This window comes from Bacillus sp. JJ783 (genome assembly GCF_036963225.1).
Classification (GTDB): domain Bacteria; phylum Bacillota; class Bacilli; order Bacillales; family Bacillaceae_G; genus Bacillus_A; species Bacillus_A cereus_U.
The window spans coordinates 199-26,850 of record NZ_JBALMG010000025.1 but is presented as its reverse complement, the minus strand read 5'-3'; the positions used below and the strand labels follow the sequence as shown (position 1 = coordinate 26,850).

Genomic DNA, 26,652 nt, shown 5'->3' with positions numbered 1-26,652 from the left:
CAATACTCGCTTGCACTCTTTCCAAATCGTTTCCTCCTATTAAGGAGAACCCTTAAAGACCCTCACTTTGCTATGGTACCATAAAGGAATGACTAATAGAGGTATAATTTTTGTCTAAACGTATAAATATGCAATATTACATATAGAAATGTATCGCTATAAATGTAATCGCTTACTATGATAAAGGTATAAAGATCCACCACATCGTAATACAAAAAAGAGGAGGAAATAATATGACAATCGCAATGGCAGTTTTATCATTCTTAGGTGGAGTACTTCCATTAGTAACAGAACTTTTAAAAGCAGTAATATAAGTTCATTATTCCGCAATTATTTATAATAATTATCATACAAATGATCTGTATATCATAGATGAATTGATATGCAGCTCATTTGTGTGAGCAAAGTCCCTTTAACATTATTGAGCGACTTTTTTTAATTTCTAACATACTTAAGGTTCCGTCACATCAACATCAAGTTAAAAGCACTTTTAAAACATTAAAAAGTGCTTTTTATTTATTATAAATACGAATGTTAACTTTTGAATATTACTTCACATTCAAAGCACAGTAAATAAAGAGGTGTAAAATCCATGAACAAAAAAGCACATCTCATTAATGTCCAACCTATTCGAACAAAAGAACAGTTACACTACATGCCAATTATGCTAAGAAAAGTAAATACCTCAAAATAATAATATTCAAGTAAATGAATTTTTTTTAGTAAATTTATAAATTAGCTGTAATAAAAAAGTACCGACTCTTAATTGAGTCGGCTTTTCTTATTATGTATTAAATTTTACTATTGATAAGTAATGCTTTTAATTCTTCTGTAGATAATTCATTTTCTAACTCTAAGTGGTCTGTATTAAACCATAAAGTTGAAGCAATTCCCCATTCAGCAATTGTACAACCTGCTAATAACATGATTGGTAAAGCGAATGTTACAAGTTATTGTATTACTTTGAGTGTTCCTCTACTTTCTTATCAAGTGCTTTACTGTAAGCATCTTTGTTTTCCTGTAGTAACTCATAAATTGCTTTTTTCCAATGTTCTCCGTCTGCACCTGATAAAAATTGAGAACCTCTTATTGCGGCTTCTTGAATCTTAAGTTCATCCTCTTTACCAGCGTCTCTCATTAACTTCGTTGCTTCTCTTGACTCTGTTACCCCATCTAGTATGGATTTGTGAATGTCTTTGTATTTATCAGGAACTTTCATGTGTTCCATATTGTCTAAAATCTTATCTATCTCGTTTGATGTTTTTAAAACATCTTTTGCTTTCGTCTTGTCCTTTGAAGCTTCTCCTATGTTTACTAATAGTTCATCCTTCTTGAATTGAAACTCTACTATTTGTTCGCAAATATAATAGGGATACTGTTTATCGGACAGTACTGTTTTCAGTACTGTTTTCATTATTGCTTTGCTAGTTTGCTCAGTCTTAGGAGTAGAATATTTATCGCCTCCCCCACAACCTACTAATAATAGAATAGGTATTGCAAGAGTTACTATCTTATTTAACTTCATTAAAAATTTTAACGAATTCCCCGTAAGAATTCTCCTTCCCCAAGCGTGTGAAGGGCGTAGCCCAACGGTAGGTGGGAGATGAATTTCGGTTTGGCACAGCCAAAAACTTTTGATAAACTAGCTATATGAAGCTCTTTCATAACTTGATATATGAGGTTGCAGGAAGAAAATAGAGTGCGAAAACTAAGCCATTCGGTCCCTGCGTAAAATATCAACCGTACCAAAAGGGCGTCCAAGCGTTGGACATCTAGGGGTGGAACATCCCGAAGTAACGCTCAGGGAGACGAAAGGTTACTTTCGTCGTGGAACTGAGAAGCTCCCACTTCAAGCTTTGCTAAGTGGCGAGTAGTTCACTATGTCATGTTAATAAATCCGCACTAAGTAAAAATACCAACTTAGTTAGGGTGAAAAACTCCTCCTATACATAGGCTAAAGTTAAATGGAAATTTATCATGTTGTAGATTTAAAATAAAGTTAGATTAAAAGTCCTTTTTGGATATGCAGGATTTTTTAGTTCTGTAACCGTGCCATTTAATTAGATAAATCTAACCGTTTCTAGAGGAAACGGTTAAATTTACGAGAGAAAGTTTATTCACTCGTATTTCTTTAAAACAATAGCTGCATTATGACCTCCGAAACCAAATGAATTAGATAGGCCTGTATTTATTTTCATTTGGCGAGCAACAGACGGTACGTAATCTAGATCACATAATGGATCAGGATTTTCTAAATTAATTGTTGGAGGAACTATCTCTTCCTTTATGCTCATTGCTAAAGCAATTGCTTCAACTGCGCCAGCTGCTCCTAACAAATGACCAAACATAGATTTATTAGCTGTTACTGGAATCTGATAAGCTTGTTTTCCAAATAGCTGCTTAATAGCCACCGTTTCAGAGATGTCCCCCACTTTTGTACTTGTCGCATGAGCACTAATAACATCAACTTCTTCAGGTGATATATTGGCATTTTTTAAAGCTGATCTCATTGCAAGATAGGCACCTTTACCTTCCGGATGTGTAGCTACGATATGGTGTGCGTCTGAACTTGCGCCATATCCAATGACTTCTGCATAAATCTTTGCCTCTCTACGTAAAGCATGAGATAAAGATTCTAAGATTAGAATTCCAGCTCCTTCTGACATGACAAATCCATCTCGATTTTCATCAAATGGACGACTAGCTTTAGTGGGATTATCGTTTCTTGTTGATAATGCTGTAGCGTTACCAAAGCTTGCTATTGATAAGTCTGTTATAGCTGACTCTGTTCCACCCGCAAATATAACGTCAGCTTCTCCAGAACGAATTAGTCTAAAGGCTTCTCCGATAGCTGTATTTCCAATTGCACAAGCAGAAACAGGTGACATAGAAGGTCCCATCGCATTCCACTTGATACTAATTTGGGCTGCAGCAGCATTAGACATTATGGCAGGTACTAGAGTTGGGCTGACTCTTCTTGGCCCCTTCTGCCTAAGCGCATCAACATTTTCAATCAAGGTTTCAATCCCTCCGATACCTGAACCTACGTATACGCCTAACCTTTCTACATCTATACGATCAAGATCTAACTTAGAATCTGACCAAGCTTGTTCAGCTGCAGCCAAAGCAAATTGAGAAAAACGATCTAAACGTCTTGCTTCTTTCTTTCCTAAAACTTCATCTGCATTAAAATCTTGGACGATACCTGCAATTTTTGTTTTATGATTAGTAACATCAAAACTATCAATATTGACTATACCAGATTCCCCTTTAATTAGATTGTTCCAAAATGTTTTGATGTCGTTTCCTATAGGAGAAACTACTCCCATACCAGAAATCACAACTCTTTCCACTTTGCATTCCCTCCAATCAATAATATACTTGTATTTTACAGTCATTTTATCCTATTACAAGGGGGGATTTATCCTAGTATAACTACTACTAGGTTAAATTGATAAGGAGTTTTAAAAATGAATAATAAAACTAGACTTGAAGCTCTGTCGACATTCTTAAAAGCTAAGCGCGCCCAAATTACTCCAGAGTCTATTGGTTTGCCTGTCGGAACCCGGAGAAGAACACCTGGGTTACGAAGAGAGGAAGTTGCACAATTAGCAGGTGTAAGCACCACTTGGTATACATGGCTAGAGCAAGGAAGGGATATAAAGGTTTCTACAATCGTACTTGATTGTATTTCTAAAGCTTTGCAATTAAATAATGATGAAACAGACTACTTATATGACCTGGCATTAGAAACAAATTCGGAAATTACAAGTCAAAAAAAGAATCAATCAAAGCTTAGCCCTTCTTTAATACGAATACTAGCTGAATTAACATATTGTCCGACTATCATTACGGATCGGCATTGCCATATTGTGGGCTGGAATCCTGCAGCCGCTTATGTTTTTTTAGATTTTGAACAAATACCGAATGATCATAGAAATTTGATTCGTTTAGTGTTCACTAGAAAAGAATTAAAAGCATTGGCCATCAATTGGGAACATTTTGTGAAAGGTTTTCTTGCTATTTTCCGTACCTATTATGGACGCTATTTAGATGATGAATGGTACAGCCAGTTTATTAAAGAAATGAGTCATTCACATTCAGAATTTCAGGATTTATGGCAAGAAAGTCAAGTGAGTAAGGCACCAGATATGATACTTGAATTCAGACATGCTAAAGCAGGAAAAATGTTGTTTAATTTAACTTCTCTTCAAGTTCAAGGTGATATGGATTTACGGTGCAGTATCTACACACCAGTAGAGGAAACAGATACAGAAAATAAATTAAAGCGATTAATGAAGAGGGGATTCGCTGAAAATTAAGGTTCTGGTGCAAAGATAAAATAAAAGAGAATATAGCACATATATTTTTAGCGGAATTGTATTTTATGCTATAAGTCCAAACGCATGGTGGATGAACTCTTTTTGATTTTGGACAGACTGGCTCCGTAAATTAACCTGTCCCTTTTTATCATATGTATGGCTTCAACACCTCTCAATATAGAAAGTGCAGTTTTAAATGACTTAAGCCCCAACATAAGGCGCACACGTTTCTTGATAAAACGATGATCTTGCTTCACTGTATTATTGAGATATCTAACTTGTCTTAGCTTTATGCCTTCAGGGATATGTTTTTCTTCTTTCAACGATTGAATTGCTATAGGATAGACAGGGTTCTTATCCACTGTTATCACGCGAGGTTTAGAAACGTACTATTAATCACTTTGTTCTTTGTAAAAGCTAATATATGGTTTATGCTCTCTAACTTATACATACTAGAATCGAGATTCAATACTCTTGGATTCTTTGTATTTATTAAAACTTACCAAAGTATAGAGGGTGTTACGGCTGGATTAATGTTAATCTACTTACCTATATTCTTGATTTTTAAATGTTTTCATTGGGCTGTACCTACTGCGATGAAGGAGAAAATTTGACCTCATTTACTTATGATACGGTTCACCGAAACTAATATTAAACTGTATTACTTCTTCTTCGTACATCTATCTCTATTTTAATGAATTCTCCGAAAGAATTCTCCTTCCTCTTACCCCTAGCTTCGCTTCACCCCAGCCACTACGCTCACACACAAAAACAAATAATATCTGCCTTATAAAAATATTGTCTATACATGAAACGGATAAGCTTCATGTACAGGCAATATTACATATTAATACTTTAGGAAGTTATAAAATAAAGAGGTGACTATTAAATGTATAATGAATCATTATATTATCCTTATATAAATTATAATCAATACTTCGATCGTCAACTCCCTGGTCTTCATTTAGCTGCCACAAATCTACTAATTCTTTACCATCAAAGTTTCTTCGTAAATTATTCTATCCTCGTGTAGCAATATAAAACAAACTATATTCTCCTTCTAGATAACTGTTTTTTCCTCCATAACAGTATCTCTATTCACCATATTCAAGTAGAAATGCGATACTGTTGTAATGTAGTATGGATAGATCCAAAGAAACGGGATACCAAATGTGAAAAATCCGATGATAACGCCTAAAATAAACCATCCGATAAAACTTAACGATAGTAGGAATAAATCTAATTTATGTCCTTTCATCAGTTCTTGGCTCTTTTTAATTGCTTCACTCGCCGTATATTCTGGATGATCTAACAAAATATAGTAAGCCATAGAATAAGAGATAAATTTTATAATACCTGGTACAATTAATAATACACTCCATAAAAGTGTGTATACAGTCATTAAAAAAGTCACCTTTATAGATCTAAACACATTACTTTTTCGAAATCCTTCAAATAACTCACCAATTGTAGTAGATTCTTTTTTCGCTAAACGCAATGTAACTTTAAGATACCCATAATTCATAATGCCTTGTACAGCTATTAAACAAATAAATAGAACAGCGAAAACAAGTAAATAAGAAAAAGCACCTACTGCATTTAACTTTTCATCTCCTGTAATCGAATAACTAGAATTCATTGTTTCACTTAATAAGATACCCAGTAACAACAGTGGAAATCCTATAATAAGCATACCAGTCCTGGAAATGACATGATAAAGAAACGATGACAATACCCCCAATCCCCATCTGTCTTTTAATGAAGATAAGGCCGCTTTTTTTAAGCCACTAATCATTTTAATCCTACCTTTCAATTTTTTCCTCTTATATGAATTACTTTTACACAAGGAATAATAGCATATTTTAACAATATTGACATTATATATAATTCTATTAATATCTAAATGAATGATGAAACTGTTCCAAAAGTGTTATTTTTAAGTAAGTATCAAATTCAGTACTTCTAATGATTTTTTATAAAACTACTTGACTAGTCTTAGTATGTTTATTTTAAATCTATTAATCATGTAATTTATTTAAAAACTCAGTGAATGTACTTGCTGCATAAAACCCATTACCAAACTGCAGTCATTCTATAATATCTTTAATTAAGTTCAAAATGATCCAAAACACTCTGAATTAGCAATTTCAGTTCTTCTTCATTCATCTTTCTCTTACCATATTTTTTAACGAGTCCGTGAACAATACCCCAATCTTCTATGTGCAAAATTAGCTTTAACTCTGCAAGAAGTTTTTTACGATACTCCATATTTTCCAATGAGTTAAAATCGTGAATAATTTTATCCAATTCATCATAATCCGCACTTACGTTAAAATAGCATTCAAGAAAATATTTAAAAGCTTCAAAGTTCAATTGGTGTCTAGGCTTGGGTATTCCGACTACTTGTCCGCCACTGCTACTATGATGATGAATAAAGCGAAACTGTAATGAGTGGGGGATTCTTCATTCCCCACTCATTATTAGTTGAACCATTCGGGCTTTTACGGACAGTTCCTCTCCTACCTATCTTCCTCGCGCCTCTCTAAATCTTGAGGTGGGAATCTTATTGCCCGTTAATACGGGATAAATTAAATTCCTATCCGATCACATCTTTATAAATGCAGCATTTCAGCCTTTACAACTTGAATATATTCCTGCAACTTACAAAACGCTTCTGTCAGCTTTCCTGTTTCTTCTTTATGAAGAAAGCGGGCTTTGTTTCGTTCTTCCTCTATGACAAGCAGCTGCGCGGCAGCATAAGTTAGTCCGTACTTTTCGCATTCTCGTTTTATATCATGGAACAAAGAAAGTGGTATAGCCCCCGCTCCTGAAATAAGCATCTCATCTAGAACTTGTTCTAATTCATCGATTATGCGTACTAACTCTATCATAAAACGTTTCCCCTTCATTGAGTGTAATATTTATAACCTCTCCTGTTTCTGTATATAAAATAACAGGTGTAACAACGAGCTTTGTTCCTTCTTGATAAGGGTGGACTAACATTTTCTTTACATATAGCGAGTCCAAATATATTTTTACAAGTCGAATCATCCGCTCGTTTTCTGGTCGTTTCATCATTTGCATTTGCAATGTTTTACCATTCTTATCGATAAGAGATACGATCCATTTTTGTTCTTGCTTCTGAAACAGCCAATCTCCTATTTCAGCAACTTCGATACAAAAGACTCCCTGTTTATTTGGCTCTAACCTGTTCTCTTTTACTTTTTTTAGTAAGTCTTCCCATGAGGTTAAAAAGAGAGATTGCCACTCTGCCACATTTGTTTTTCCTTCCACTTCCCCTACCGTCTGTGAGCTAGATGACAGTTGAAAATCGGCGTTAAGTTTTGCCTGCTTTAACCCGAAAGATGAACGAGACAATTCGTATCCTTTCCCTGCAATTCCCCATGGAACTTGCTTTTCATGGAGCTCTTCAGAAGTTGTGTTGCTCCCTTCATAAAACATGGGGCGTGACTGTGTGTATGTGATCCACTTTTCCTGTTCTCGATTATAGAAATAATATGTCACACCAACATAACCGGACTTCGTTTGCCAGCCGGATGCGCCAAAGGCATGCAAAGTAAGCGGTGGAACTTCATAATATTCCGAACGAAACGGACTCTCTTGCAGACGGTGACGTTCTAACAACACAATGTATTCATAAATCGCGGACAGCGTTTGCCGATAGGATGCCATTTGAAAAGATGCATGTTTCATCCGGTATAGCCTAATATCGGCCCCGAGCTTACGAAATAAATTTTCCAACTTTGCTAGTTTCAAAGAACGCGCTTTTACAGAAAGTTGTTCTATTTCATAGATTGTATTTTCGGTAAGACGTGTTAATCCAAAGTGAACAATTTGCTCAATCATCTCTTTGAAAATAGATAGCTTATCCGGCGCAATAATAAGAGGCTGCATCTGTTTCGTTTCATGCGAAATTCCTCTCTCTTTTTGATACCAATATATCGCTTCCGCCTTATGCCGGCATATTCCCTCTGCTTTACATGTACAAATCGCATCAGCTACCGATTCAGCTGTCAGAAAGCGAACCGTTATATCCTCTTCTGGAAAGGAGGCAATTAAAGCACCCTCTTCTTCCAAAACAAACTTTTGCTGAAATGTTTCGCGGAACATCATTTCAGCCCACATTTTTTCGGAGACAATATTGTGAACTTCCACATTCAAAAGGGCAGAGAAATCAACTTTTATGTTCTCTTCACCTTCGTACATCTTCTTTGCTTCTAATAAAGCCATAATGACATGCTTACAAATCGAGCGTGCTTCACAAGTGCAGGAGTAACTGCGTATATCTCCCGTAAACGTTACAGTAGTTTCATCATCAAGATGTATTTGCGCTGCACCCTCTTCTACGTCCATTTTGATATTTGTTGCAGCAGCCAAATCCTTCATTGCTCTCTTATATGTTCCTTTGTTGGACATGGCAATTAAATATGTTTCATCAATAGAGGAAAGAACATTTAAGAAATGATTGTTGCGATCCACTGTGCCAACCTCCCTGGTGTTAACGCGGCTACATGAGCACCGAGCGCCGCCATTTTTTTAGCTGCCTGTTTATCATAAAAAGGCTGTGCAGTCGGATCAAGAGAAGTAAGCACAATCAGTTTTGCTCCTGATTCTACAATCTTCATCGCTTCTCGGTACATTTCAGCGTAACTGCCACCTTCATATAAATCCGTTACAAGCACGACAATTGTTTTATGAGGCATCTCGATTTTATTCGTTGCGTAGCGCAGCGCCTGAGCAATATATGTACCTCCCCCAAGCTGTACACTCATAAGCGTTTCCACCGAGTCGTCAATACGATCCGTTAAATCAACAACAGCTGTATCAAAGATGAACAGATCTGTCTTAATCGTCGGTAAACTTGCAAAAATGCCTGCCATAACTGCACTATGAATAACAGAATCAATCATACTTCCGCTCTCGTCTACTGCAAGGATCACACGCCATGGGCTAACATGCTTTGTCGCAGCATAAAAGTATGGTTTTTCAATATGAATGGTGTTCGTTTCCTTGTCAAAATGCTTTAAGTTCTTTCGAATCGTTTTCTTAAAGTCAAAGTTACGCATCGTGCGCACGCGGCTAGAGCGATTCCGATCCTGTCTACCGCTTAAAGCATGCTTCACTTCTTGCTCTAAATTACGGCGTAACTCCTCAGCGACTTTCGCTACAATACGTTTAGCTGTGTCTAATACATCCGGCTTTACATAATCCTTAAATTGCAAAATGCATTTTAATAAATTCATATTCGGCTCCATTTTTTCAAGCGTTTGTTTATCTTGTAATAGAGCCGTTAATTCATACCTTTCCAGCGCATGATTTTCCATAATTTCAATTGTTTCTTGCGGAAATAACTCCCGCACTTTCGAAACCCAAGTAGGCACTGTTAACTGAGAAGGACCCAGCGACCCACCACGTTCCTCTCCGCGTTCCCGTTCGTATAAAAACTCCAGCACCTCATCCATTTCCCTGTATGCATGGTTTTCTTCCTGAAATGTGATTTGGTCATCCGCATATTTTCCAAGGACAAGACGCCAGCGATTTAAAGAAATGTTATTCTCCATCTTCTAGCCCCCGTCTCTTTAAAATCTCCCGTGCTTTCCGATCTAATTGCATTGCATACGCGAGCACATCTTCTGAAATTGCTTCTTCTTTTATCACTTCTTCTGTCGCACCATATAACCCGGCCACCTGTCTAGCAATCGTATCCACCTCAAGCGGCGTGAATTGGCTGAACAAGAGGCGCAAATGCGGCAACACTTGTAAAAATGTCTCTTCATCAAGTACTTCTAGAACATGAGACATCCCGTCAAGCAGTGACTCGTTATATAAAAAGATATCTTTTGCGCCAGCAAATAAACCATTCAAAAATATCGGAGCTTGCTTCTGCATATCGCCACTTCCATAAAAATATCCTTCTGCCACTTGCATGACCTCATCTACCGTCCGCTTCGCTAAGGAAGTTAACAGCCCAAATACTGCTCCCTCTACTTGGCTTTCTCGTTTTTCCTTTTGCAAATAAAGCTCCAACGCTTCAATAAATTGCTGATCTGCAGGCTGCATTGTATACAAATCGATAAGCTTTTCCGCAATAATTGCTGGTTCGCCTCCATCTAAAACAGAAAATAACGAAAGCGCTTTATGTCTAGCATGATCCGCTTGCTGATTTGCTTTTTCTATTTGTGATAAATAGTAAGCACAATCTGCCATTGAAGCAAAGTCTCCATCCTCTTGCACAGCTTCATCTATAAATTGGGTGTATATAGAAAAGTCGGAAAACAAACCACTTAGGTAGGCTTCTAGCAATAAAAGTGCCTCCTCTCCAGCCCGTCCCTTTGCCTTGTACAGCTTTGCTCTTAGCATTTCCTGTGCGGCTTCCCTCACCGTTCCGCCATACACAGATAAATCAATAAGAGCACTTTCCACTTGTGCTGAAAAACGATATTTCCAAGTTTCGCGCATAAGATTGATGTTCTGCTTTCTCGCAAGATTAGGACCGCGCAACTTCTCACAAAATGGAACTCCTAAAAAAGTGAGGCAATGAAAGAATTGACTTAAACGCTGGTGTCGTTCTTTCTTATATATGTCAAGAATCGTCTCATGTGGTACAGTAGAACGCGCTGGAAGACGAAGCGAACGAACAGAAGCACGAAAATCATGTACGAGCGGCGGTACATCCGCTTCTTTTGACAATTTACCTCGCTTTGTCCCTTGCAAACTCGTCTGAAGCAGCGTTAAAGACTTATCTGTCGAGGATATCTCACCTTTCACAAATGCACTACGGACTGCATCCATCAGCTCATACAATCCCGGTTGCATCTTTCCGCGAAGCAGCGCAAGTTCACGTATCATTCGCGCAGCCTCAATCTCATCTGCTATTGATATACCTTCTGCCTTTATCTGCCTAGCAATTCGTATCATAAATTGCTCAGCTACCGCTTCATCCCTGTTCTCCCAAATATGTTGGTAGAAAGCAGGTGCAGGTATACCGCTTTCATAGCCACGCGTCTGATCGCTTTCTAAAAAGGAATACGGTATAAGATAGTTTTTGGCATATGTTTTAGACAATGGACTTTTGGACAGTTTTTTCTGTTTTCCTTCCAATTCAAGAAGCCCTTTCACATGAAAGCCTCCGGTAATAACAAGCACCTTATCATACACTTTACGAGCTTTTTCAATTTCCTTGGCCATGTGTATCTCCCTGGCTTCGCAACCGTCTTCTGTCAGCATCTCCTGCGTGTAATCCGCGCGCGTATAATAACAATAATGAAATAACTGACGGACAAACTCCTCACTTGTCATATGAAAGCCTTGCAACTCAAAGTATTTCTCCCAAAACTCATGGAAACTTCGACACCCAGTTTTTTCCGAAAGCCTACGGACATATTGACTATGCCGAAAGTATTGTTCGTCATACTTCCCATTCTCTTCCTCATTTTTCGCTAAAAACAAATATTCTTTATAAGGAAGATCAATAAATGAAACAGGAATGCTCTGTGCAGCTCCTTCCCGCAGCGCGACAAGTTCCGGTGAATAGTCGAGAAAGGGATAATACGCACGGTACTTTCCACTTTCTCCTCTTTCAAGCACATCCGCTTTATCATCATAACTGCAATATATACAAATCGGGGTCTCACTTTCTGCACTCACAATATGCGGAATAAGAGGGTTGCAATCTATCGGTCCTTCTATAAGAATTGCATCCGGTTTATATAATGAAACGATCTTTTGTACATGAAAAGAGCACGCAGGACTATGATGGCGAATCGGCACGTATACGACGTTGTGATCTAAATTGTAAGCTCTTTGAAACAATGCATTTACTTCAGCTGATTGCGAGCTTCGAAAAACGACTTCCATACCTCTCCTCCTACTTGACCTCGCGCCCTAACGATGCTTGTAAAATAACTGCGCAGCTTTTCTAAATCATCCTTGTTTTCTTTCGCAATTGTGCCCGATAAATACCGAACAAGCGCATCCATTTTCACTTGTCCGCTTCCATAATAGTACGCATCCATTGCACTTTGATAATATACAGATACGGCTTCTGCAGTACTCATTACAGAAGAAGGTTGATCAATTCGTTTCCCTTCAGCGGTTACACCTTCTCGTAATTCATGAAAAACAGTCGCTAACAGTTGAACAACCGTCTCATCCACTTCTGGCGTGATACCCGACGCTCCTAATAGACGCGTTACTTGTGACTCTATTATTTTTGCTTCTAGTTTTACATCCTTAATTGGATGTACGGTTTCAAAATTAAAACGACGCTTCAATGCACTACTCATCTCATTCACACCGCGATCGCGTGTGTTAGCCGTCGCGATAATATTGAACCCTGGATTTGCTGTAAGAATTCCTTGTTCTCCAAACTCCGGAATATTCAGCACCTTATCGCTCAGAACGCTGATTAATGAATCTTGCACTTCCTGCGGGCATCGCGTCAATTCTTCAAATCTAGTTAATATCCCTTGTTCCATACCAACGAAAAGCGGCCCTGGCACAAGCGCTTCTCTTACAGGTCCTTTCGCAAGAAGAAGCGCATAATTCCACGAGTACTTAATTGTATCTTCCATCGTAGCAGCTGTTCCTTGCACGGTATTGCGACTATTTCTACATATCGCAGCAGAAAGTAGCTCACTCAACATTGTCTTTGCTGTTCCTGGCTCTCCGATTAACATAAGTCCGCGATTTCCCGCTAATGTGACAATCGCTCGTTCCACAAGTGCATCATTCCCATAAAACTTACGACTAACTTCTAATTCTTTTCCTTCCAAAAGAAGCGGTTCTTCTTGTCCGATAATAAACGTACGAACGGCACGTGGTGACAATCGCCAGTTAGGTGGTTTGGGAAACGAATCATTCGCTTCTAACGCATTCAATTCTATTTCATATAATTCTTCCATTAATGGTTTAATAGACTGCATATGTCATTTCCTTTCTTATCGCTTACTGCGCCAGTTTTCATCACGGCCAAGGTTCGATTCTGTTGCCCGTTTTATATCATATAAGATTTCGCTGAAAAAGCGTTCAGATACTTGTTTTGGTAAAACACGTCTCTCATGATCAATTTCGTCGTAGTCATATGAACCACGGCTCACCGTGCCTGCTTTGTAAAATTGAATTTCAAAGACGCACACATCTTCCTCGCCTTCATACCCAACCGGTGCCCCTTCAAACGCAAGCTCCGCTCCTAATCCAGCGCGAGTATCTTCTTTATAGAATGTATAATATACACCGGCATCTTGAACCGATCCACGGCTCCAGCCGTACTTCGTCATCTTACCAAACAGCGAACGACCATTCATCTCAATACCAGCAAACCTCTCCACAGTAACTTCCTCATTTTCCTCAACCTGAAATACTTCACGGTCAATTTGCGGAAATGGCTGAGTCACCTCATAGTCATCTAGCTGTTCCTTCCATAATTCCCGTTCCTCTTCGGACAATTCTAGCGGATGGATTAAACCAATAATGGTATCTGGCGTAAGTTCATGCTCTTCTTCCTCAATCGTATTGAACGTGCCATCCTCCATATAGCGGAACATCGCAAGCAACTTCCCTTCCTTATACTCACCCCAAATAAGGGAGATAGCAAACTGCTGCATGATTGGATTTTCTACAAACAGAGACTGCCATGTATTTTGTGACCAATAGCGATTAAGAGAAAGCGCTGTTTCAAGACGCTGCGTTTGCATCGTAATCATACTTCGAAGCTGTTTCTTTATAGAGGATAACTCCGCCTTAGCCCTTTCCGCTTTTTCCGCATCATCTTTTGCATTTGGTTTCGGAAGCGACTTCAGTCGTTTCTCTTCTTCTGTCTTTAATTCGATTTTCAAGTTAGGAGTTAAATAGGCAGTAAACGTCCTGCTTCCGTAATCAATTGTCTTTTCACCGCGTTTATTAAAACCAAGGTCTGGAACAAGCTGATCTTCTAACTCTTCTTCTGTAATACCACGCGTTTTAGCAGCGAGGCTCAGCGCTTCTTTCGCAGCATTACGCACTTGCTTATGTTTATACTTAAATGACATCGCATGAATAGACATAAGTCCAATATGTGACGGGGACAACGCTAGCGCCTGAACAGCTGCTGCAGCAACAGCTCCGCGCATGCCAAGTGCCCACTCATCAATCTGCTTTTTAAGCTGCATCGCCATTTCATCATCACTATAAATACCATATAGCGAAAGAATACCGCGTTTCTTCGATTCCGCGCCTTGCGAAACCCATAGCTGATAGATAGCTTGTATATTTTCCTTCAAGTCTTGTTCGTTAAGAGTAGCGCCTATCGCTTCTGCTACTTCCTTCTTCTCAATAACAGAATCTGATATATACTGCTGAAAATATGCAAGTGGAATCATTGCATCTGCAATTGCTTCGGAATCACGAAGACGAATTTGTGGTTCAAATTCGAGCCACTGCACAAGTGCATTCCTTTTTTGCAGCGTTAAAATACGTGCGCAAAGAGCTTCTATATTTCCTGATGCTCCTTCTAAGTCTCCATCGCTAAGCAATGGAGCAAATTTCTCCATCAAAGAAGCATTTTTCTTTTCTTGTAAAGCCTCTTGTACAAGCTTTGTATATTTTTCAGATTTATAGTATAAAAGTGTTTGCATTACATTTTCGCGTACAACTTTCTTTCTATGATTCAATTCCTTTGCTACATCTTCTGCAGCTTCCGTATCTTTTGTAAGAAGTTCAACTGCAGCGATACGTACCTTTTTAGAAGAATCCCCAAGGCTTTGAATGAGAAGATCACGTGTCTGAACGGCGTTATCCTTTGCCAACTCATCCAAAATAAAAATTCGTTCATCTGCAGAATACTCCGCGAATTTCTCCGTTACATATGTCCGTTCTTTTACAAACAAACGAACGAGTGCCTCCGTCGCCTTATCTCGCTTCTCACTATGCCCGAAAGCTTGTTCAATGGAATAAGAAACGAGCTTCTCTATCGATAAACCGTAGGAAAGCAGATCTTCTAGCACCTGTTCTGGTGAGTTCTCCATCGCAGCATACCGCTGCAGAAGTTCGTATAAACTATAGTGATAGCTGTAATTTCTCCCAAGTTGAAGCGTAAGAGCTGCTTCTCTCTTTGCCGCCTCCTCTATATCCCAAAGTAATGCAATTTCTAAAACAGGCATTCTCCAGTAATTATTTCTATACTTCGAACTTTCGAACAGTTGCTTCATATCCTCAAATGATACATTGCTCAATAAATAGTTACGATACGTACCACGTATGTCAGATGATTTCGTTTGAAGGACAACCGTTAAAAACTCTTCACGTACTCTGTTTCTATGTAACTCGTACCCTTTTTCCGCTAAAAGCATTGATACAAAAAGGTAATGACTTTGACTTACATATTGCAGTGTACGCTTCACAAATTCCGGTTGCTCTTCCACCATACGAAGCAACAATTGGTATTCATATACGCGATCAAAATCAACAACACCTAACTGATGCTGCGTAAGGCGATATGCGAAAAACCTTTCCTCTGAAATACCGAATTGCTCACACAAATCTCGGGTTGTTTCATACAACTGTGCATAAAAACCTTTTGTTTTTTTGTAATTTCCAGACTGTTCAAGAGTATGGCTGACATATGAAATTGCATAATTCATAAAATTTTTAACAGAGCATTTCATTAACAATTCCATATATCTTCTTGCAACATCCGAATGAGGATATATACGAAAGATTTGCTGCCAAGTAAAATCAGGTAAAGACCCACCAGCAAATACCTTACTAACAGACTCGCCTCGAACGTACCTTTTGGCTGCTTCAATCTTCTCTTCTGCTCCGCTTAACCTCAATATATACTCCGCTTGCTCTTGCAATTCATCTTCCAGTAAAGAACGATAAGGTGGAAATCTCTCATAATTTGCATCTAACATAACGAGAAGTAAAAGTAATTTTTGCTGTCCTGTTATAACTTGTAACTGCTCTTCTATATACTTCGGATTCTCCTTTATTAATTGTCTAAGAAAAACATCCGCTTCATTTACAGAACGCGAAAGATTCGTTAAATACTTACATGCAAATACTACAAGTCTATCGAATGAAAGACCGCTTTTTTCGAAATAAACCTTTATATCTGGAAAACTCATATATGAAAAACGCACGAGAAGAACATTCAACAGTTGATCCTCAAGTAAATGATAAAATAACCGAAAAAAACCTGAATCTTGCTTATACGTTTTCCTAAAATCATTCACAAACTGCCAAGCAAAATCACTACGCTTATTTTCGCGAATCGTCGTTTGTTCTATATGTTTTAAAACTTCTTCATCTCTCGTCTGCAAGTAACGTAACGCTAATTCTTCTTGTTCCCCTGTTATATTAAGATGTTGAAACAACTGATATGTACTGACTGCCATCTTCTCTGCCTCCCTAGTTCTTTTATAAATTCATCGTTATATCATTTATATATGATAATACCTATTCTCTCACATATCTGAAATTTCAGATATAAAAATACGGAATATATTTACATTATTAGTATATCATATCAACCCAAACACGAACATACGTTTCTTTTAAAAACTTCATATTTATTTAAAACAATCATTGAAAATTTGGTTTAGAGATAAACAAAGTAAGTAATGAATGTTTTTATGATGTGATATATAAGTACCAATTTTTGAGAAAGTATATTGAAGCATCAATTGACAAGTACCAACTAATACATGCGAAAGAAGAGTTCTTGAGAACAGCAGATAATGAAAATTTCAGTTGTAACAAAAACAACCATTTTTTAATCTCATTACGAATATATAATCCATCAGAAGAACGGATTTTAATGGATGAAACCATAGTTGAAGATGGAACCTTTAGCTTCAAATCGTTAGCAGAGCAAATAAAACCTTTAAAACTAGGAACATATACAGTAGAAATTTTTGTGGCTCTTCCTTCTACTCAGCGTGAAGAATTTCAAGATAAAGTAAGGATTGAGTATGAAAATTTAGATGGCCCATACATTGTTCGAGAGGGATTACTTGGTCCGACAATTGTATATGAACAAGAATTTATTATCTAATTTTGTTTAAACTTTATTCCAGACCAACACCTGCATATAATAAATACATAGCTAATATTATATTTCTGACCATGTAAATGTTGTAGTTTGAAAACAAAGATAAAAGCCCTCCACAACAAGGAGGGCTTTGTATTCTATATAAGTGAATCTTTAAATGGTAGACCTAATATTTTATTGTATAAAATATAATTATTGTATTGGACCTAATAATCCCATAATTTCTTCAGCTTTTGGATTTTTAATGCTGTAGTAAATTTCTAACCCCTGACGATTCCCCTTTAAAACCTTCCCTCTCATTTTAGATAAGTGTTGGGATACAGTTGATTGTGGAATGTTTAAAATTTCGGTCATTTGGGTTACATTTAGTGTTTTATGTTTAGAAAGCTCACTGATCAGTTTTAAACGCATTGGGTGTGCCATAACTTTTAAAAGCTCTACATCCTCTTCTAAAATCGTGTTATCTACGTTGTGGTTTGCAAATCTCGTCATAGTATCTTCTCTCCCTTATTTGTTTTCTTCTAATGTAGTGCAACTTCCATATTACATAATATTAGTATGTTTGAATGTTTACTATAAAAAATACTATTTAAATTATACAATTCTAGTTTGTGCTAGTAGTGGAGTTAATGTGTGGTTTGTATGAAGCTTTTAATTACTATTAATCTAGTTTGTTTAAATATGAACGCTCTTTTGGAGAACTTTATTATTAAGGTGACAGCTTTTAAATTTAAAAATAATTAAAGTTAATTTCACCATTAATAATATTTTTGTAATAATCAATGTATAATAAAATTATAACTCATGTAAGAGTCTAAGCGTTTTTTGATCAACGATCGCTTAGGTAATGAGTTATACCCCTTGGAAAAGGTACCTTGCAGCAGGGGTACCTTTTCTTTTATTTTTAGTTATAAAATAGTTTAATTAGAAACTATGTAGTTAAAAAGTATGATGATTAAATTGTAATAGAAGTGAAGCATATATCCCATATGAATATTTTTAAATACTAGAAAGAAAATCATTTGAGCGATAGCTGGTATACCGATGATAGTTAAACATTGCACCCAATTATAATTATATGTAGAAAGATGGAGTAGTCCAAATGAGCTTCCAGACAAAATTAAAGAGGTTGTAATTGAAGTAATAGGACTTATTATGAAGGAACGTATGATTTTGTGCCAAAAGAATAATATAGATACAAACATAATGTTCTCACCAATTAATTGAATTGCAATACCAGGCGTTTTAAGGAACATATTGGTCATCCCTTCATTTTCAATGGGGTTAGATGTTCCATTGAATGTTGTAAAAGATATTAGTACAGACAAAAACAACAACATTATAATGTAAATAATGAAAGCAGTGAAGAAAGATATTTTCAGCTGATGGAAAGATATTTTTTTAGAAAATAAATATCTTTGATCCCACATTATAAGTAGAAATACAAACGTGATAGGAAACGAAAAATATAGTGCTTTAATTATGTATTGCAGCAGTATATCTATATTATTTATATACTTAAGCGTAAATGAAGGGAAAGGTAAATATACTGTAGCAATACAAAATAAGATTAGTATTAGGAGCTGTATATACGTTTTAGTTTGCACTAAGCAATCCATGTATGTATTTGCAGCACTAAACGCGTTTAAAGGCCTTTTACATTCCCTAAAAAGAAATTTCATAACACACCTCCATTTTCATTTTGGTAAATACATTTGATTCCAACTCTAACTACCCATTCTTCCCTACTATTACTAAATGTAAGCTCTTAACTGGGCATTTCATAAAACTTCACGTACCGAAATTATTAATTATATTTAAAATATAGTTAGTAAGGGCTTTTCTATTCCCCCAACAAAAAAAAGCACCCCACTGGATGCTTTTTTTGTTCTCTCTATAATTCGCTTAGTAGTCTCTATTCCATTTCTAAAAGGTTTGCTTGCTGCACCTTATTAATTTCTTCTATAACTGGTACGTTGGTCCAAAAGGCAAAAGGCAGCAATCAAAATCATCATCTTGATTTTCCGCAATTGGGAGCGATTATTGAATAACTCTTAGAGTTAAACAGCTTTATTGTTATATTTTTAAGTATAGTGAAGTATTCTGCATCAAAAAAACAATTTTATTTTGACCCCATCCTAAAATCAGCATGGGGTTATGTGTGTTTGAAGTTTTAAAATTAAATACCTATATAGTCACTCTACACCTGCCCTTTAGTTTAAGTGCAATCCTTCACAAATATTAAATTTTGCTTGGGATTCTTATTCCATTAAATGGTCCAATACAAAAGAAAGAGCACAATTCTTATTAGAGAATTGTGCCCAATTGTTGAAAATCAATTAATTCATTTTTTTTTAAACTTCCCCCTATTAAATTTCAATAAGTATAGGTACAATCATTGGTTTTTTCTTAGTATGTGTATATACATATTTTCGTATTGATTTTTTTATTTGTTTTTTCATTACATTCCATGAGTTTCTATTTGCTTCTTGTAGCTCGTTAACAGTTTTTATAGTAAGTCGATTAACGTCTCTTCGGAGTTCCGAGAAATCTCTATCCACAAATCCACGAGAAATGGTATCGGGGTCAGAAATCAACGTTCCTTCCGCTTTGCTCATAGTTAAAATAATCATGAGCATCCCATCCTCTGAAAGTTGTTTGCGGTCTCGTAACACAATTTCCCCAATATTATCGACATCCTCCCCGTCTATGTAGGTATTCCCCACCGGTATTTTCCGGGTCTGACGGGCAATGGTATGTTCAATATCGACGACATCCCCATTATTGATGATAAACGTGTTTCCTTGCTCTACTCCAACGGATTCCCCTAACAAACGGTGATGGTGCAGCATTCTAAATTCACCGTGAATGGGAATAAAATATTTTGGTTTCATTAATGTAAGCATTAGTTTTAAATCTTCTTGATAACCATGGCCAGAAACATGCATTCCGGATGTACTTCCTGATCCATAAATCACTTTGGCTCCAAGGGCAAATAAGTTGTCTACGATACTCGTGATATTTCGTTCATTCCCGGGTATTGGACCTGCTGCAAAGATAACCGTATCTTCAGGTAAAATGTCGACACCGCGAAAGTTTCCTGTGGACAGGCGAGCAAGAGCAGCCAATGGTTCTCCTTGACTCCCCGTGCATAAAATGGCCACCCTTTCAGGAGCCATTTCATTGATTTCATGTGGGTCAATTAACATTCCATCTGGAACTGTTAAATAACCACGTTCCATAGCAACCGCTATGACATTAACCATACTTCGTCCAAGCAACGCAATTTTTCGATTTGTTTTTTGTGCTGCATTCACGACTTGTTGAACGCGACTAATATTTGAAGCAAAGGTAGAAAGAATAACTTTGCGTTCGGCTTTCATAAAAGTTACTTCCACATGTTCACCTACTATTTGTTCCGATGGGGTCAAACCAGGACGCTCTGCATTGGTACTCTCAGATAATAGAAGCAAGACCCCTTCTTTGCCGATTGCAGCCATTTTATGAATATCCGAATTCTCATTATTCGCAGGGGTTAAATCGAACTTGAAGTCCCCTGTATGTACAATATTACCCTCTGGTGTGTGAAAGACTATTCCCAAGCAATCAGGAATACTATGGGTCACTTTGAAAAAACTTACCCTTATTTCTCCAATTGTCAAGTTTGAGTTTGAGTTGATTTCAATAAGTTCACTTTCTCTTAGGAGTTTATGTTCTTTTAATTTGATTTCAATTAATCCTAGTGTGAAGCGTGTGGCATAAACGGGTACATTCAATTTTTTTAAGAAGAACGGGATCCCCCCGATATGATCTTCATGTCCATGTGTGACAATTAAAGCCCTGACTTTATCTTTATTTTCTACTAAATAAGCTATATCAGGGATAATCAAATCAATTCCTAATAAACTTTCATCTGGAAACTTATTGCCACAGTCGATAATCACGATATTGTTTGAATATTCAATTGCATACATATTTTTTCCGATTTCATTCAAGCCGCCTAAGGCGAAGATAGATAATGCATTCTCTATTGTACTCAAATTTATAACCTCCCATTTTAAATATAATCTTAGTATGCCCTTTAGGTTTCCCTTTATCAGTAGGTTGAATGCTCGAGATTCCTAGAAAAAAGGGAACTTTAGACTTGTTTTTACCTAAATATACTGACTACAACATTGATGTCTTCGTTTCACACATTGTTATCGAGGTCTTTCCTCCCATGGAGACAGCTGCTATTGAAATCACTCATGGTTTTCGATTCTTAATAAAGATGCAATTCTTTTTTTAGAAATGCGCCCGATAATGGAAGATCGTTATGCAGAAGTCATGCGGCACTTACATTGTAGAATAGCCCTCTAAAACAGAAGAAGCTCTCCTCATACTAATTGCATAGCTTAGGGTGAGAACAAATTCTTCTAAATCATATCTACGTGCATTGGAAAAACCGTTGTCTGCACCTTTAACACTGAATCCACATCTCATCAGAACCTTAAGGAATACTTCAAATTATTAGCTTGATGGACATGGGACGACACCCTAATATGCTTGGATTAAAATCATTGCAAACAGCTAAAAAGGTGATTGCAAGAATAGAAGTTATGCATATAATCAAAAAAGGACAAACTCTCCAAGATGAAAAGTTTGTCCAAAACCATGATTTCTTTGGTTCAACAATATAAAATTCAGTTCCGCTAGGAATCTTTCGTTCTTTTTTCATATCTCACTATTTTTGCATCAGAACTAACAATAGTGAATTAGGGGTACGGCAACGATTCGAGGTATGAGGGGCCACTATGAAAGAAAATCAAATTGATACAATAAAAACCGCAGAAATTAAATATTTCCACGGTTTTATGTTTACCTAAGGCCCTTTTAATTATTTTACAACAATATAGAATTTACCTGGCATTTTGTTTTGTGCATCTTGAAATGTTTCTAAAATTATATCTGCCTCTTGACCTAACATTTTTTGACTTTCCTTAAAAAACTCCCACTCTATTGTTAAAGGAAGAATAACCCATGCCGTTAAGCAATCCCAAAGTGCATCAGCATTTTCTCCATAATAATCAGGGAGATCTAATTTTACCTTTAATACTTTGTGTAAAACTTCTTCACTTGTAAACTGTCGACCATCTAAATTTAAAAATTCCATAATAACTCCTCCTACTTTATTTCGGTAAATGTTTTATAATGATCTGAAGTTTTATAAATTAGTCCATCACTAGAATAGACAATTCTATCATTTCCTCGATAACCTGAAACATAATTAACATCTGCTTCATACCAAGTTCTTCCTGGCACGTCGGGTAGTTGCTTCCTTCTGTTTTCAAAAATATCGCCACCTATACTTTTACCAGGAGCTACTTTATGCAGATTTCCTTCTCTATTCACCCAACCTAGTGCTTCTGCTTGATCTTTTGTAATGTAGTTATCTGGTAATTTTTTATGCTCTTTTACATATTTAGTGACTTCATCAAAACCTGTAGGATATTTCGTGAACTTTGTATTTTTGGCTGCCGCTTCTAGAGCCTTCCCTTTTTTTTCAAGGTCGCCAATCTTCCCTACGACTTTTCCAACAACTCGAGATGTACCGCCAGATACGACCGCTAATGTGCCCCATCCATAATCTTCTGGTCCATATTTTCTACCTGTTACCAGATCTTCACCTTTGATAAGTTGTCCAATTTCTTTTCCTGTTCCTATACCTGGTGTAATATCTAAAATAAATGATAAGTCCCCATCATTCGCGCGATTATAAATACGAGATGGATCTCCACCTAAATCACGTAATGCATTATTTAAATTAATATTCCCAATGTTAGCTGCTGCAGAAGGGATATTATACTTATGTCGGACAACTTTAGAAGCTGTATCCATAAACGCATTCCCAAAATCTAACCCTGTATTTACATCATTATAGATACCTGGTACCCTTTCTTGCAATGCTTGTAAATCTTTTGCTATGACTGGAACATTCTTTCTTGTTACCTGTGCAAGTTCTTCCATCCCAGGTTTCGCCGCATCTATAGAGTGTTTTAATCGAATCGTACTTGTTGCAATGTTTCCTAAATCTTCAAATGTACCATTGTCGTGTAATACTTGCTGAATACGCTTATGACTCTCTGCTAATTCATGAAACGCATCTGTAGTTTGTTTTAAATACACATTAAATTGATCCTGGAACTTTAGTACGTTTTGTGTATCTTCCATAATGACTGCATAAATTTGGTTATTAAAATCAACCATTTGAGTCATTGATTTTAACACTTCTTCTTGGAATCGAACCATTTCATGAGATCTTCTTAGTATTTGTTCTGAAAAATGATTTGCTCGTTCTTCCCCGTATATGCCAGCTCTTTCCGCATCAGCAATAAACATAGTAATGAGTTGATGCATTTCTTCTTTTGTTAAGCGGTCCCAATCATTTTTTACTTTTTGTTGTAAGTCTTTCATTTTCTTTTGAAAATCAATAACTATAACTTTTTTCTCTTCTAAAGAAGAAATTCGATTATCAATATCTGCAGCAATATTATTATAAGTATTTACATCATCCGTAATGCTATTTTCCATTTTCTGCAATACATCTACTGTATCATTTAAAAGTGTTTGATCGCTTTTTATATAATCAAAAACACCTTCAAAAATTTTGAGTTTGCCTCCTAGCAGAGTTAGAGGGCTTTTCGCTTCTTGGTCAAAAATAATGGCATCATGAATCCGTACATATCCTTTTTCACCTTTATACATCACTTCATACCAAGAACCAACTTTTCCTGTTACTTCTATTAATTCACCAGTATTTACACGCTTTGCTCGTAATACAGATTTTAAATCTGGCTCTGGATATACTTTTTTTACAAGAGACTCTAATGTTACCCAGCCTTTAATCATTTCTCCATCTTTATTAAAAGAGAAGCCCTTGTCTTTATACTTGAAATCCCCTGTTTGTAATGCACCATTCGGATGTAACAGATACCAATCATATTCTAGTTTCATCCAACCGCTTTTTTGTTCATGAGATTCATCAAAATAATACGGCTTTTCATTTACAAAGCGAAGTCCAGAACTTAAAAAACCACCTTCATTGAAATAATACATTTTTCCATCAATGGATTGTGCGCCTGTTTGCATCACACCTGATGGACTAAAATAATACGTCCCTGTAGGTAATTTTATCCAACCTGTTTGCATGATTCCGTTATCATCAAAATAATATTTTTTCTCATCTATAACTTGAAATCCCTTGGCTGGTTGTCCGTCTTTTCGAAAATAACTCCACTTGTTACCGTCTTTTTGAACCCATCCTTGCGTACTATCTAACAAGATAGTCGACTTTATTTTGTCTAGAAAATCTAGATTTTCATATAAAACTTTTATGTCTTCATCTATTCTCTTATCAATATTTTTTATAACGTTAGGAGGGAAATATTTTTCGGGATCTTTTTTATATTCTGTTGTCATAAATAGTGAAAGATTCATTCCTTCTTTAACAACATCCCACGAACGTGTTGGATTTTCTCCTATGACTACAGACTCAAAAATTCTTACATACCCTATTTCTCCTTGGTATTTTACTTGATACCAAAGACCTTGTTTACCAATAACCTCTAATAAATCTCCGTCTTTTACAGGTTTCGATTCAAATAAAAATTTTGTTTCTGGTTTGGGGTACATTCTTTTAATTTTAGAGCGTAATGTAATCCATCCTTTTTCCATTTCTCCGTACTTATTAATTTCAAATTGTTTCCCTTGATAAGTAATAACACCTGTTGCATATTTACCATCAAGTATATAACTCCAAGACGTTCCAGAAAAACTCCATCCGGTTTGTAATTTTCCTGGTTCTTTATAATGCATCCATTCATTTCCGACTAATTTTTTGCCTTCAAATAGCCTACCATCTTTAAAGAAATCATATTCTATGCCATCTAATGTGATTTTTTCTGTTCTTTTACTGCCATCTTTTTCGTAATAATACCAATTCTCTTTCTCCTTCACCCAGCCTACTTTATTTAAAACTTCGGCTGCCTCTGTAAACGTTGGTGCATAGGTAGAAAATAATAAAAATAATGATACTATAAGTCCTATGACTTTCTTCATACTCGCATCTCCTTATCAATTCATTTAAAACATTATAATTATATATCGGATTTTATTACTATTTAAATAATAAAAAATGATATGCATAATTACATATGTACATTATCAATAGAGTGTACCCTATTGATAATGTACAACTCATAAAGAGAAAGAACATGAAGTCATTCGTATAATTTGTAACTTTAGGAGATAAATTGTATAGTTTTTAAGCAATAAATTGCATATAGACCAATAGAAAACTCTGCAAAATTACTATGGATTCGAAATAAAGTTTAAGCGTATCTGGTTATAAGAAATTGTACTGTTTTATCCCTTTGGATTTAGTATCTTAAGGGATATTTATTTTTAATGGATTTTATAAGAGCTAAGGTATTTTTTGGGGATTAAAAAACATCTTAGAACACAGAACTGTTTTTAAATATTAATGCAATTTATATTTTACATAACGTAACATATAAGTTACAATTGTTTGTGGAGGTATGATATGAAAAACCACGTGAAAATTGCTCGTGTAAAAGCAGATTTGACACAACAACAGCTTGCTGATGTTATTGGAATTACAAGACAAACTGTAAGTCTTATTGAAAAAGGTAAATATAACCCGTCACTAAAGTTATGTTTACAAATTTGTTATGCCGTAAATGCAAAATTAGATGAGATATTTTGGTTGGATCGGGAGGATTTTAAATGAAGAAAATTACAGATGAAAGACTCATTTTAAGGAACTTAAAAAATATTAAAATCACGTATATTGTTCAGACCATAGGAATCTTATCCATTCTTGGTTATGACTTTTTTCAGGGGGGACTTGATAGAATGCGCGAGAACCCTCTTTGGATGGTATTTATTTTAACATCAATCGTATCTGCCTATTTATCAATGAATATTAGTGTAGAACAAGAAAGGGCAATAATAAACCCTCAGAAATCATTTATTATTCGGCTGGTAGTATTAGCTGTTATTGTAGTGTTTATTGCCTACCTTATTTCTATTACACCAAACTATGGCTGGAAAGACGGCCTATTATTAGGAAGCATTCTACTTATATGTGGTTTTATACCGATGTATTATGTATATCGACTAAGATTGAAGCAAAGACAGGATTTACAAGATGAATAGAGGGCGGTGATAAAGTTGTTATCATTTTTCAAAGAAGCAAAACTTATTTGTTCTATTTGTTCT

Annotated in this window: 20 protein-coding genes and 4 pseudogenes; 7 read left to right on the top strand and 17 right to left on the bottom strand. The window is 36.2% G+C overall.

What is annotated here, in order from left to right; all coding sequences use genetic code 11:
• Positions 1-791: 791 nt before the first annotated feature.
• The 3 genes from V7038_RS05835 to fabF all read right to left on the bottom strand — a co-directional run bounded on the left by V7038_RS05835 (position 792) and on the right by fabF (position 3,353).
• Positions 792-926, bottom strand: a complete 135-nt coding sequence (locus tag V7038_RS05835) for a hypothetical protein (RefSeq protein ID WP_267864934.1) — start codon at positions 924-926, stop codon at positions 792-794.
• A gap of 32 nt (positions 927-958) precedes the next feature.
• Positions 959-1,525, bottom strand: coding sequence for a hypothetical protein (locus V7038_RS05830; protein ID WP_335469461.1), 567 nt, complete (start codon positions 1,523-1,525; stop codon positions 959-961).
• A gap of 592 nt (positions 1,526-2,117) precedes the next feature.
• Complete coding sequence (gene fabF, locus V7038_RS05825) at positions 2,118-3,353, bottom strand: beta-ketoacyl-ACP synthase II (protein ID WP_335469459.1); 1,236 nt, start codon at positions 3,351-3,353, stop codon at positions 2,118-2,120.
• A 117-nt stretch (positions 3,354-3,470) separates the two neighbouring features.
• Here fabF and V7038_RS05820 point away from each other — a divergent pair, with 117 nt between their 5' ends.
• On the top strand, positions 3,471-4,322 hold the full coding sequence (locus V7038_RS05820; RefSeq protein ID WP_335469457.1) for a helix-turn-helix transcriptional regulator: 852 nt from the start codon (positions 3,471-3,473) through the stop codon (positions 4,320-4,322).
• A gap of 63 nt (positions 4,323-4,385) precedes the next feature.
• Here V7038_RS05820 and V7038_RS05815 read toward each other — a convergent pair.
• Positions 4,386-4,711: pseudogene (locus V7038_RS05815) on the bottom strand (DDE-type integrase/transposase/recombinase); the annotation flags it as partial.
• On the opposite strand from V7038_RS05815, the pseudogene V7038_RS05810 reads away from it, so the two are divergent.
• A pseudogene (locus tag V7038_RS05810) lies at positions 4,700-4,936 on the top strand (ABC transporter permease subunit); the annotation flags it as partial. The pseudogenes V7038_RS05815 and V7038_RS05810 overlap by 12 nt on opposite strands.
• A 275-nt stretch (positions 4,937-5,211) precedes the next feature.
• Positions 5,212-5,280 (top strand): annotated as a pseudogene (locus V7038_RS05805) (collagen-like protein); the annotation flags it as partial.
• Positions 5,281-5,382: 102 nt separating this feature from the next.
• On the opposite strand, the gene V7038_RS05800 reads toward V7038_RS05805, so the two are convergent.
• The 8 genes from V7038_RS05800 to V7038_RS05765 form a co-directional block, all read right to left on the bottom strand.
• On the bottom strand, positions 5,383-6,117 hold the full coding sequence (locus V7038_RS05800) for a DUF975 family protein (RefSeq protein ID WP_002161885.1): 735 nt from the start codon (positions 6,115-6,117) through the stop codon (positions 5,383-5,385).
• Positions 6,118-6,425: 308 nt separating this feature from the next.
• Complete coding sequence (locus V7038_RS05795; protein ID WP_002161883.1) at positions 6,426-6,629, bottom strand: hypothetical protein; 204 nt, start codon at positions 6,627-6,629, stop codon at positions 6,426-6,428.
• A 305-nt stretch (positions 6,630-6,934) separates the two neighbouring features.
• Positions 6,935-7,213, bottom strand: coding sequence for a hypothetical protein (locus tag V7038_RS05790; protein WP_002161882.1), 279 nt, complete (start codon positions 7,211-7,213; stop codon positions 6,935-6,937).
• Positions 7,185-8,822: an SWIM zinc finger family protein gene (locus V7038_RS05785; protein WP_335469454.1), complete on the bottom strand. Its 1,638-nt coding sequence runs from the start codon at positions 8,820-8,822 to the stop codon at positions 7,185-7,187. Before V7038_RS05785 ends, V7038_RS05790 begins: the two co-directional genes overlap by 29 nt.
• Entirely contained in the window at positions 8,798-9,904 is a 1,107-nt protein-coding gene (locus V7038_RS05780; protein WP_335469452.1) for a VWA domain-containing protein, read from the bottom strand. The genes V7038_RS05785 and V7038_RS05780 overlap by 25 nt, the downstream gene beginning before the upstream one ends.
• Positions 9,894-12,200, bottom strand: coding sequence for a DUF5682 family protein (locus V7038_RS05775; protein ID WP_335469450.1), 2,307 nt, complete (start codon positions 12,198-12,200; stop codon positions 9,894-9,896). The genes V7038_RS05780 and V7038_RS05775 overlap by 11 nt, the downstream gene beginning before the upstream one ends.
• Entirely contained in the window at positions 12,161-13,267 is a 1,107-nt protein-coding gene (locus V7038_RS05770) for an ATP-binding protein (protein WP_335469448.1), read from the bottom strand. Before V7038_RS05770 ends, V7038_RS05775 begins: the two co-directional genes overlap by 40 nt.
• A 15-nt stretch (positions 13,268-13,282) precedes the next feature.
• A complete protein-coding gene (locus tag V7038_RS05765; RefSeq protein ID WP_335469446.1) occupies positions 13,283-16,717 on the bottom strand; it encodes a DUF4132 domain-containing protein in 3,435 nt (1,144 codons plus the stop codon).
• Positions 16,718-16,980: 263 nt separating this feature from the next.
• Here V7038_RS05765 and V7038_RS05760 point away from each other — a divergent pair, with 263 nt between their 5' ends.
• Complete coding sequence (locus tag V7038_RS05760; RefSeq protein WP_229163531.1) at positions 16,981-17,376, top strand: hypothetical protein; 396 nt, start codon at positions 16,981-16,983, stop codon at positions 17,374-17,376.
• A gap of 189 nt (positions 17,377-17,565) precedes the next feature.
• Here the strand turns inward: V7038_RS05760 and V7038_RS05755 are convergent, their stop codons facing one another.
• From V7038_RS05755 to V7038_RS05745, 3 genes are all read right to left on the bottom strand, one after another.
• On the bottom strand, positions 17,566-17,865 hold the full coding sequence (locus V7038_RS05755; protein ID WP_002161875.1) for an ArsR/SmtB family transcription factor: 300 nt from the start codon (positions 17,863-17,865) through the stop codon (positions 17,566-17,568).
• A 428-nt stretch (positions 17,866-18,293) separates the two neighbouring features.
• Positions 18,294-19,055: a hypothetical protein gene (locus V7038_RS05750; RefSeq protein ID WP_335469442.1), complete on the bottom strand. Its 762-nt coding sequence runs from the start codon at positions 19,053-19,055 to the stop codon at positions 18,294-18,296.
• A gap of 687 nt (positions 19,056-19,742) precedes the next feature.
• Positions 19,743-21,413 (bottom strand): ribonuclease J, encoded by a 1,671-nt coding sequence (locus tag V7038_RS05745; protein WP_335469440.1) that lies wholly within the window; start codon positions 21,411-21,413, stop codon positions 19,743-19,745.
• Positions 21,414-21,911: 498 nt separating this feature from the next.
• Between V7038_RS05745 and V7038_RS05740 the strand changes: the two are divergent.
• Positions 21,912-22,052: pseudogene (locus V7038_RS05740) on the top strand (IS6 family transposase); the annotation flags it as partial.
• A 197-nt stretch (positions 22,053-22,249) separates the two neighbouring features.
• Here V7038_RS05740 and V7038_RS05735 read toward each other — a convergent pair.
• Entirely contained in the window at positions 22,250-22,525 is a 276-nt protein-coding gene (locus V7038_RS05735) for a barstar family protein (RefSeq protein WP_070140251.1), read from the bottom strand.
• A gap of 11 nt (positions 22,526-22,536) precedes the next feature.
• Positions 22,537-25,470 carry a ribonuclease domain-containing protein gene (locus V7038_RS05730; protein WP_335469438.1) on the bottom strand — a complete coding sequence of 978 codons (2,934 nt, stop codon included), beginning with the start codon at positions 25,468-25,470 and terminating at the stop codon, positions 22,537-22,539.
• Positions 25,471-25,954: 484 nt separating this feature from the next.
• Here V7038_RS05730 and V7038_RS05725 point away from each other — a divergent pair, with 484 nt between their 5' ends.
• Positions 25,955-26,161, top strand: coding sequence for a helix-turn-helix transcriptional regulator (locus V7038_RS05725; RefSeq protein WP_242230143.1), 207 nt, complete (start codon positions 25,955-25,957; stop codon positions 26,159-26,161).
• Positions 26,158-26,589, top strand: coding sequence for a hypothetical protein (locus V7038_RS05720; protein ID WP_075313811.1), 432 nt, complete (start codon positions 26,158-26,160; stop codon positions 26,587-26,589). Before V7038_RS05725 ends, V7038_RS05720 begins: the two co-directional genes overlap by 4 nt.
• The last annotated feature ends 63 nt before the right edge of the window (positions 26,590-26,652 follow it).

Bases quoted from the DNA above. Each gene is read 5' to 3' on its own strand.
- V7038_RS05835 (WP_267864934.1), bottom strand. From the start codon at position 926: ATGTTATTAGCAGGTTGTACAATTGCTGAATGGGGAATTGCTTCAACT.
- V7038_RS05830 (WP_335469461.1), bottom strand. From the start codon at position 1,525: ATGAAGTTAAATAAGATAGTAACTCTTGCAATACCTATTCTATTATTA.
- V7038_RS05820 (WP_335469457.1), top strand. From the start codon at position 3,471: ATGAATAATAAAACTAGACTTGAAGCTCTGTCGACATTCTTAAAAGCT.
- V7038_RS05800 (WP_002161885.1), bottom strand. From the start codon at position 6,117: ATGATTAGTGGCTTAAAAAAAGCGGCCTTATCTTCATTAAAAGACAGA.
- V7038_RS05790 (WP_002161882.1), bottom strand. From the start codon at position 7,213: ATGATAGAGTTAGTACGCATAATCGATGAATTAGAACAAGTTCTAGAT.
- V7038_RS05780 (WP_335469452.1), bottom strand. From the start codon at position 9,904: ATGGAGAATAACATTTCTTTAAATCGCTGGCGTCTTGTCCTTGGAAAA.
- V7038_RS05775 (WP_335469450.1), bottom strand. From the start codon at position 12,200: ATGGAAGTCGTTTTTCGAAGCTCGCAATCAGCTGAAGTAAATGCATTG.
- V7038_RS05770 (WP_335469448.1), bottom strand. From the start codon at position 13,267: ATGCAGTCTATTAAACCATTAATGGAAGAATTATATGAAATAGAATTG.
- V7038_RS05765 (WP_335469446.1), bottom strand. From the start codon at position 16,717: ATGGCAGTCAGTACATATCAGTTGTTTCAACATCTTAATATAACAGGG.
- V7038_RS05755 (WP_002161875.1), bottom strand. From the start codon at position 17,865: ATGACGAGATTTGCAAACCACAACGTAGATAACACGATTTTAGAAGAG.
- V7038_RS05750 (WP_335469442.1), bottom strand. From the start codon at position 19,055: ATGAAATTTCTTTTTAGGGAATGTAAAAGGCCTTTAAACGCGTTTAGT.
- V7038_RS05735 (WP_070140251.1), bottom strand. From the start codon at position 22,525: ATGGAATTTTTAAATTTAGATGGTCGACAGTTTACAAGTGAAGAAGTT.
- V7038_RS05730 (WP_335469438.1), bottom strand. From the start codon at position 25,470: ATGAAGAAAGTCATAGGACTTATAGTATCATTATTTTTATTATTTTCT.
- V7038_RS05725 (WP_242230143.1), top strand. From the start codon at position 25,955: ATGAAAAACCACGTGAAAATTGCTCGTGTAAAAGCAGATTTGACACAA.
- V7038_RS05720 (WP_075313811.1), top strand. From the start codon at position 26,158: ATGAAGAAAATTACAGATGAAAGACTCATTTTAAGGAACTTAAAAAAT.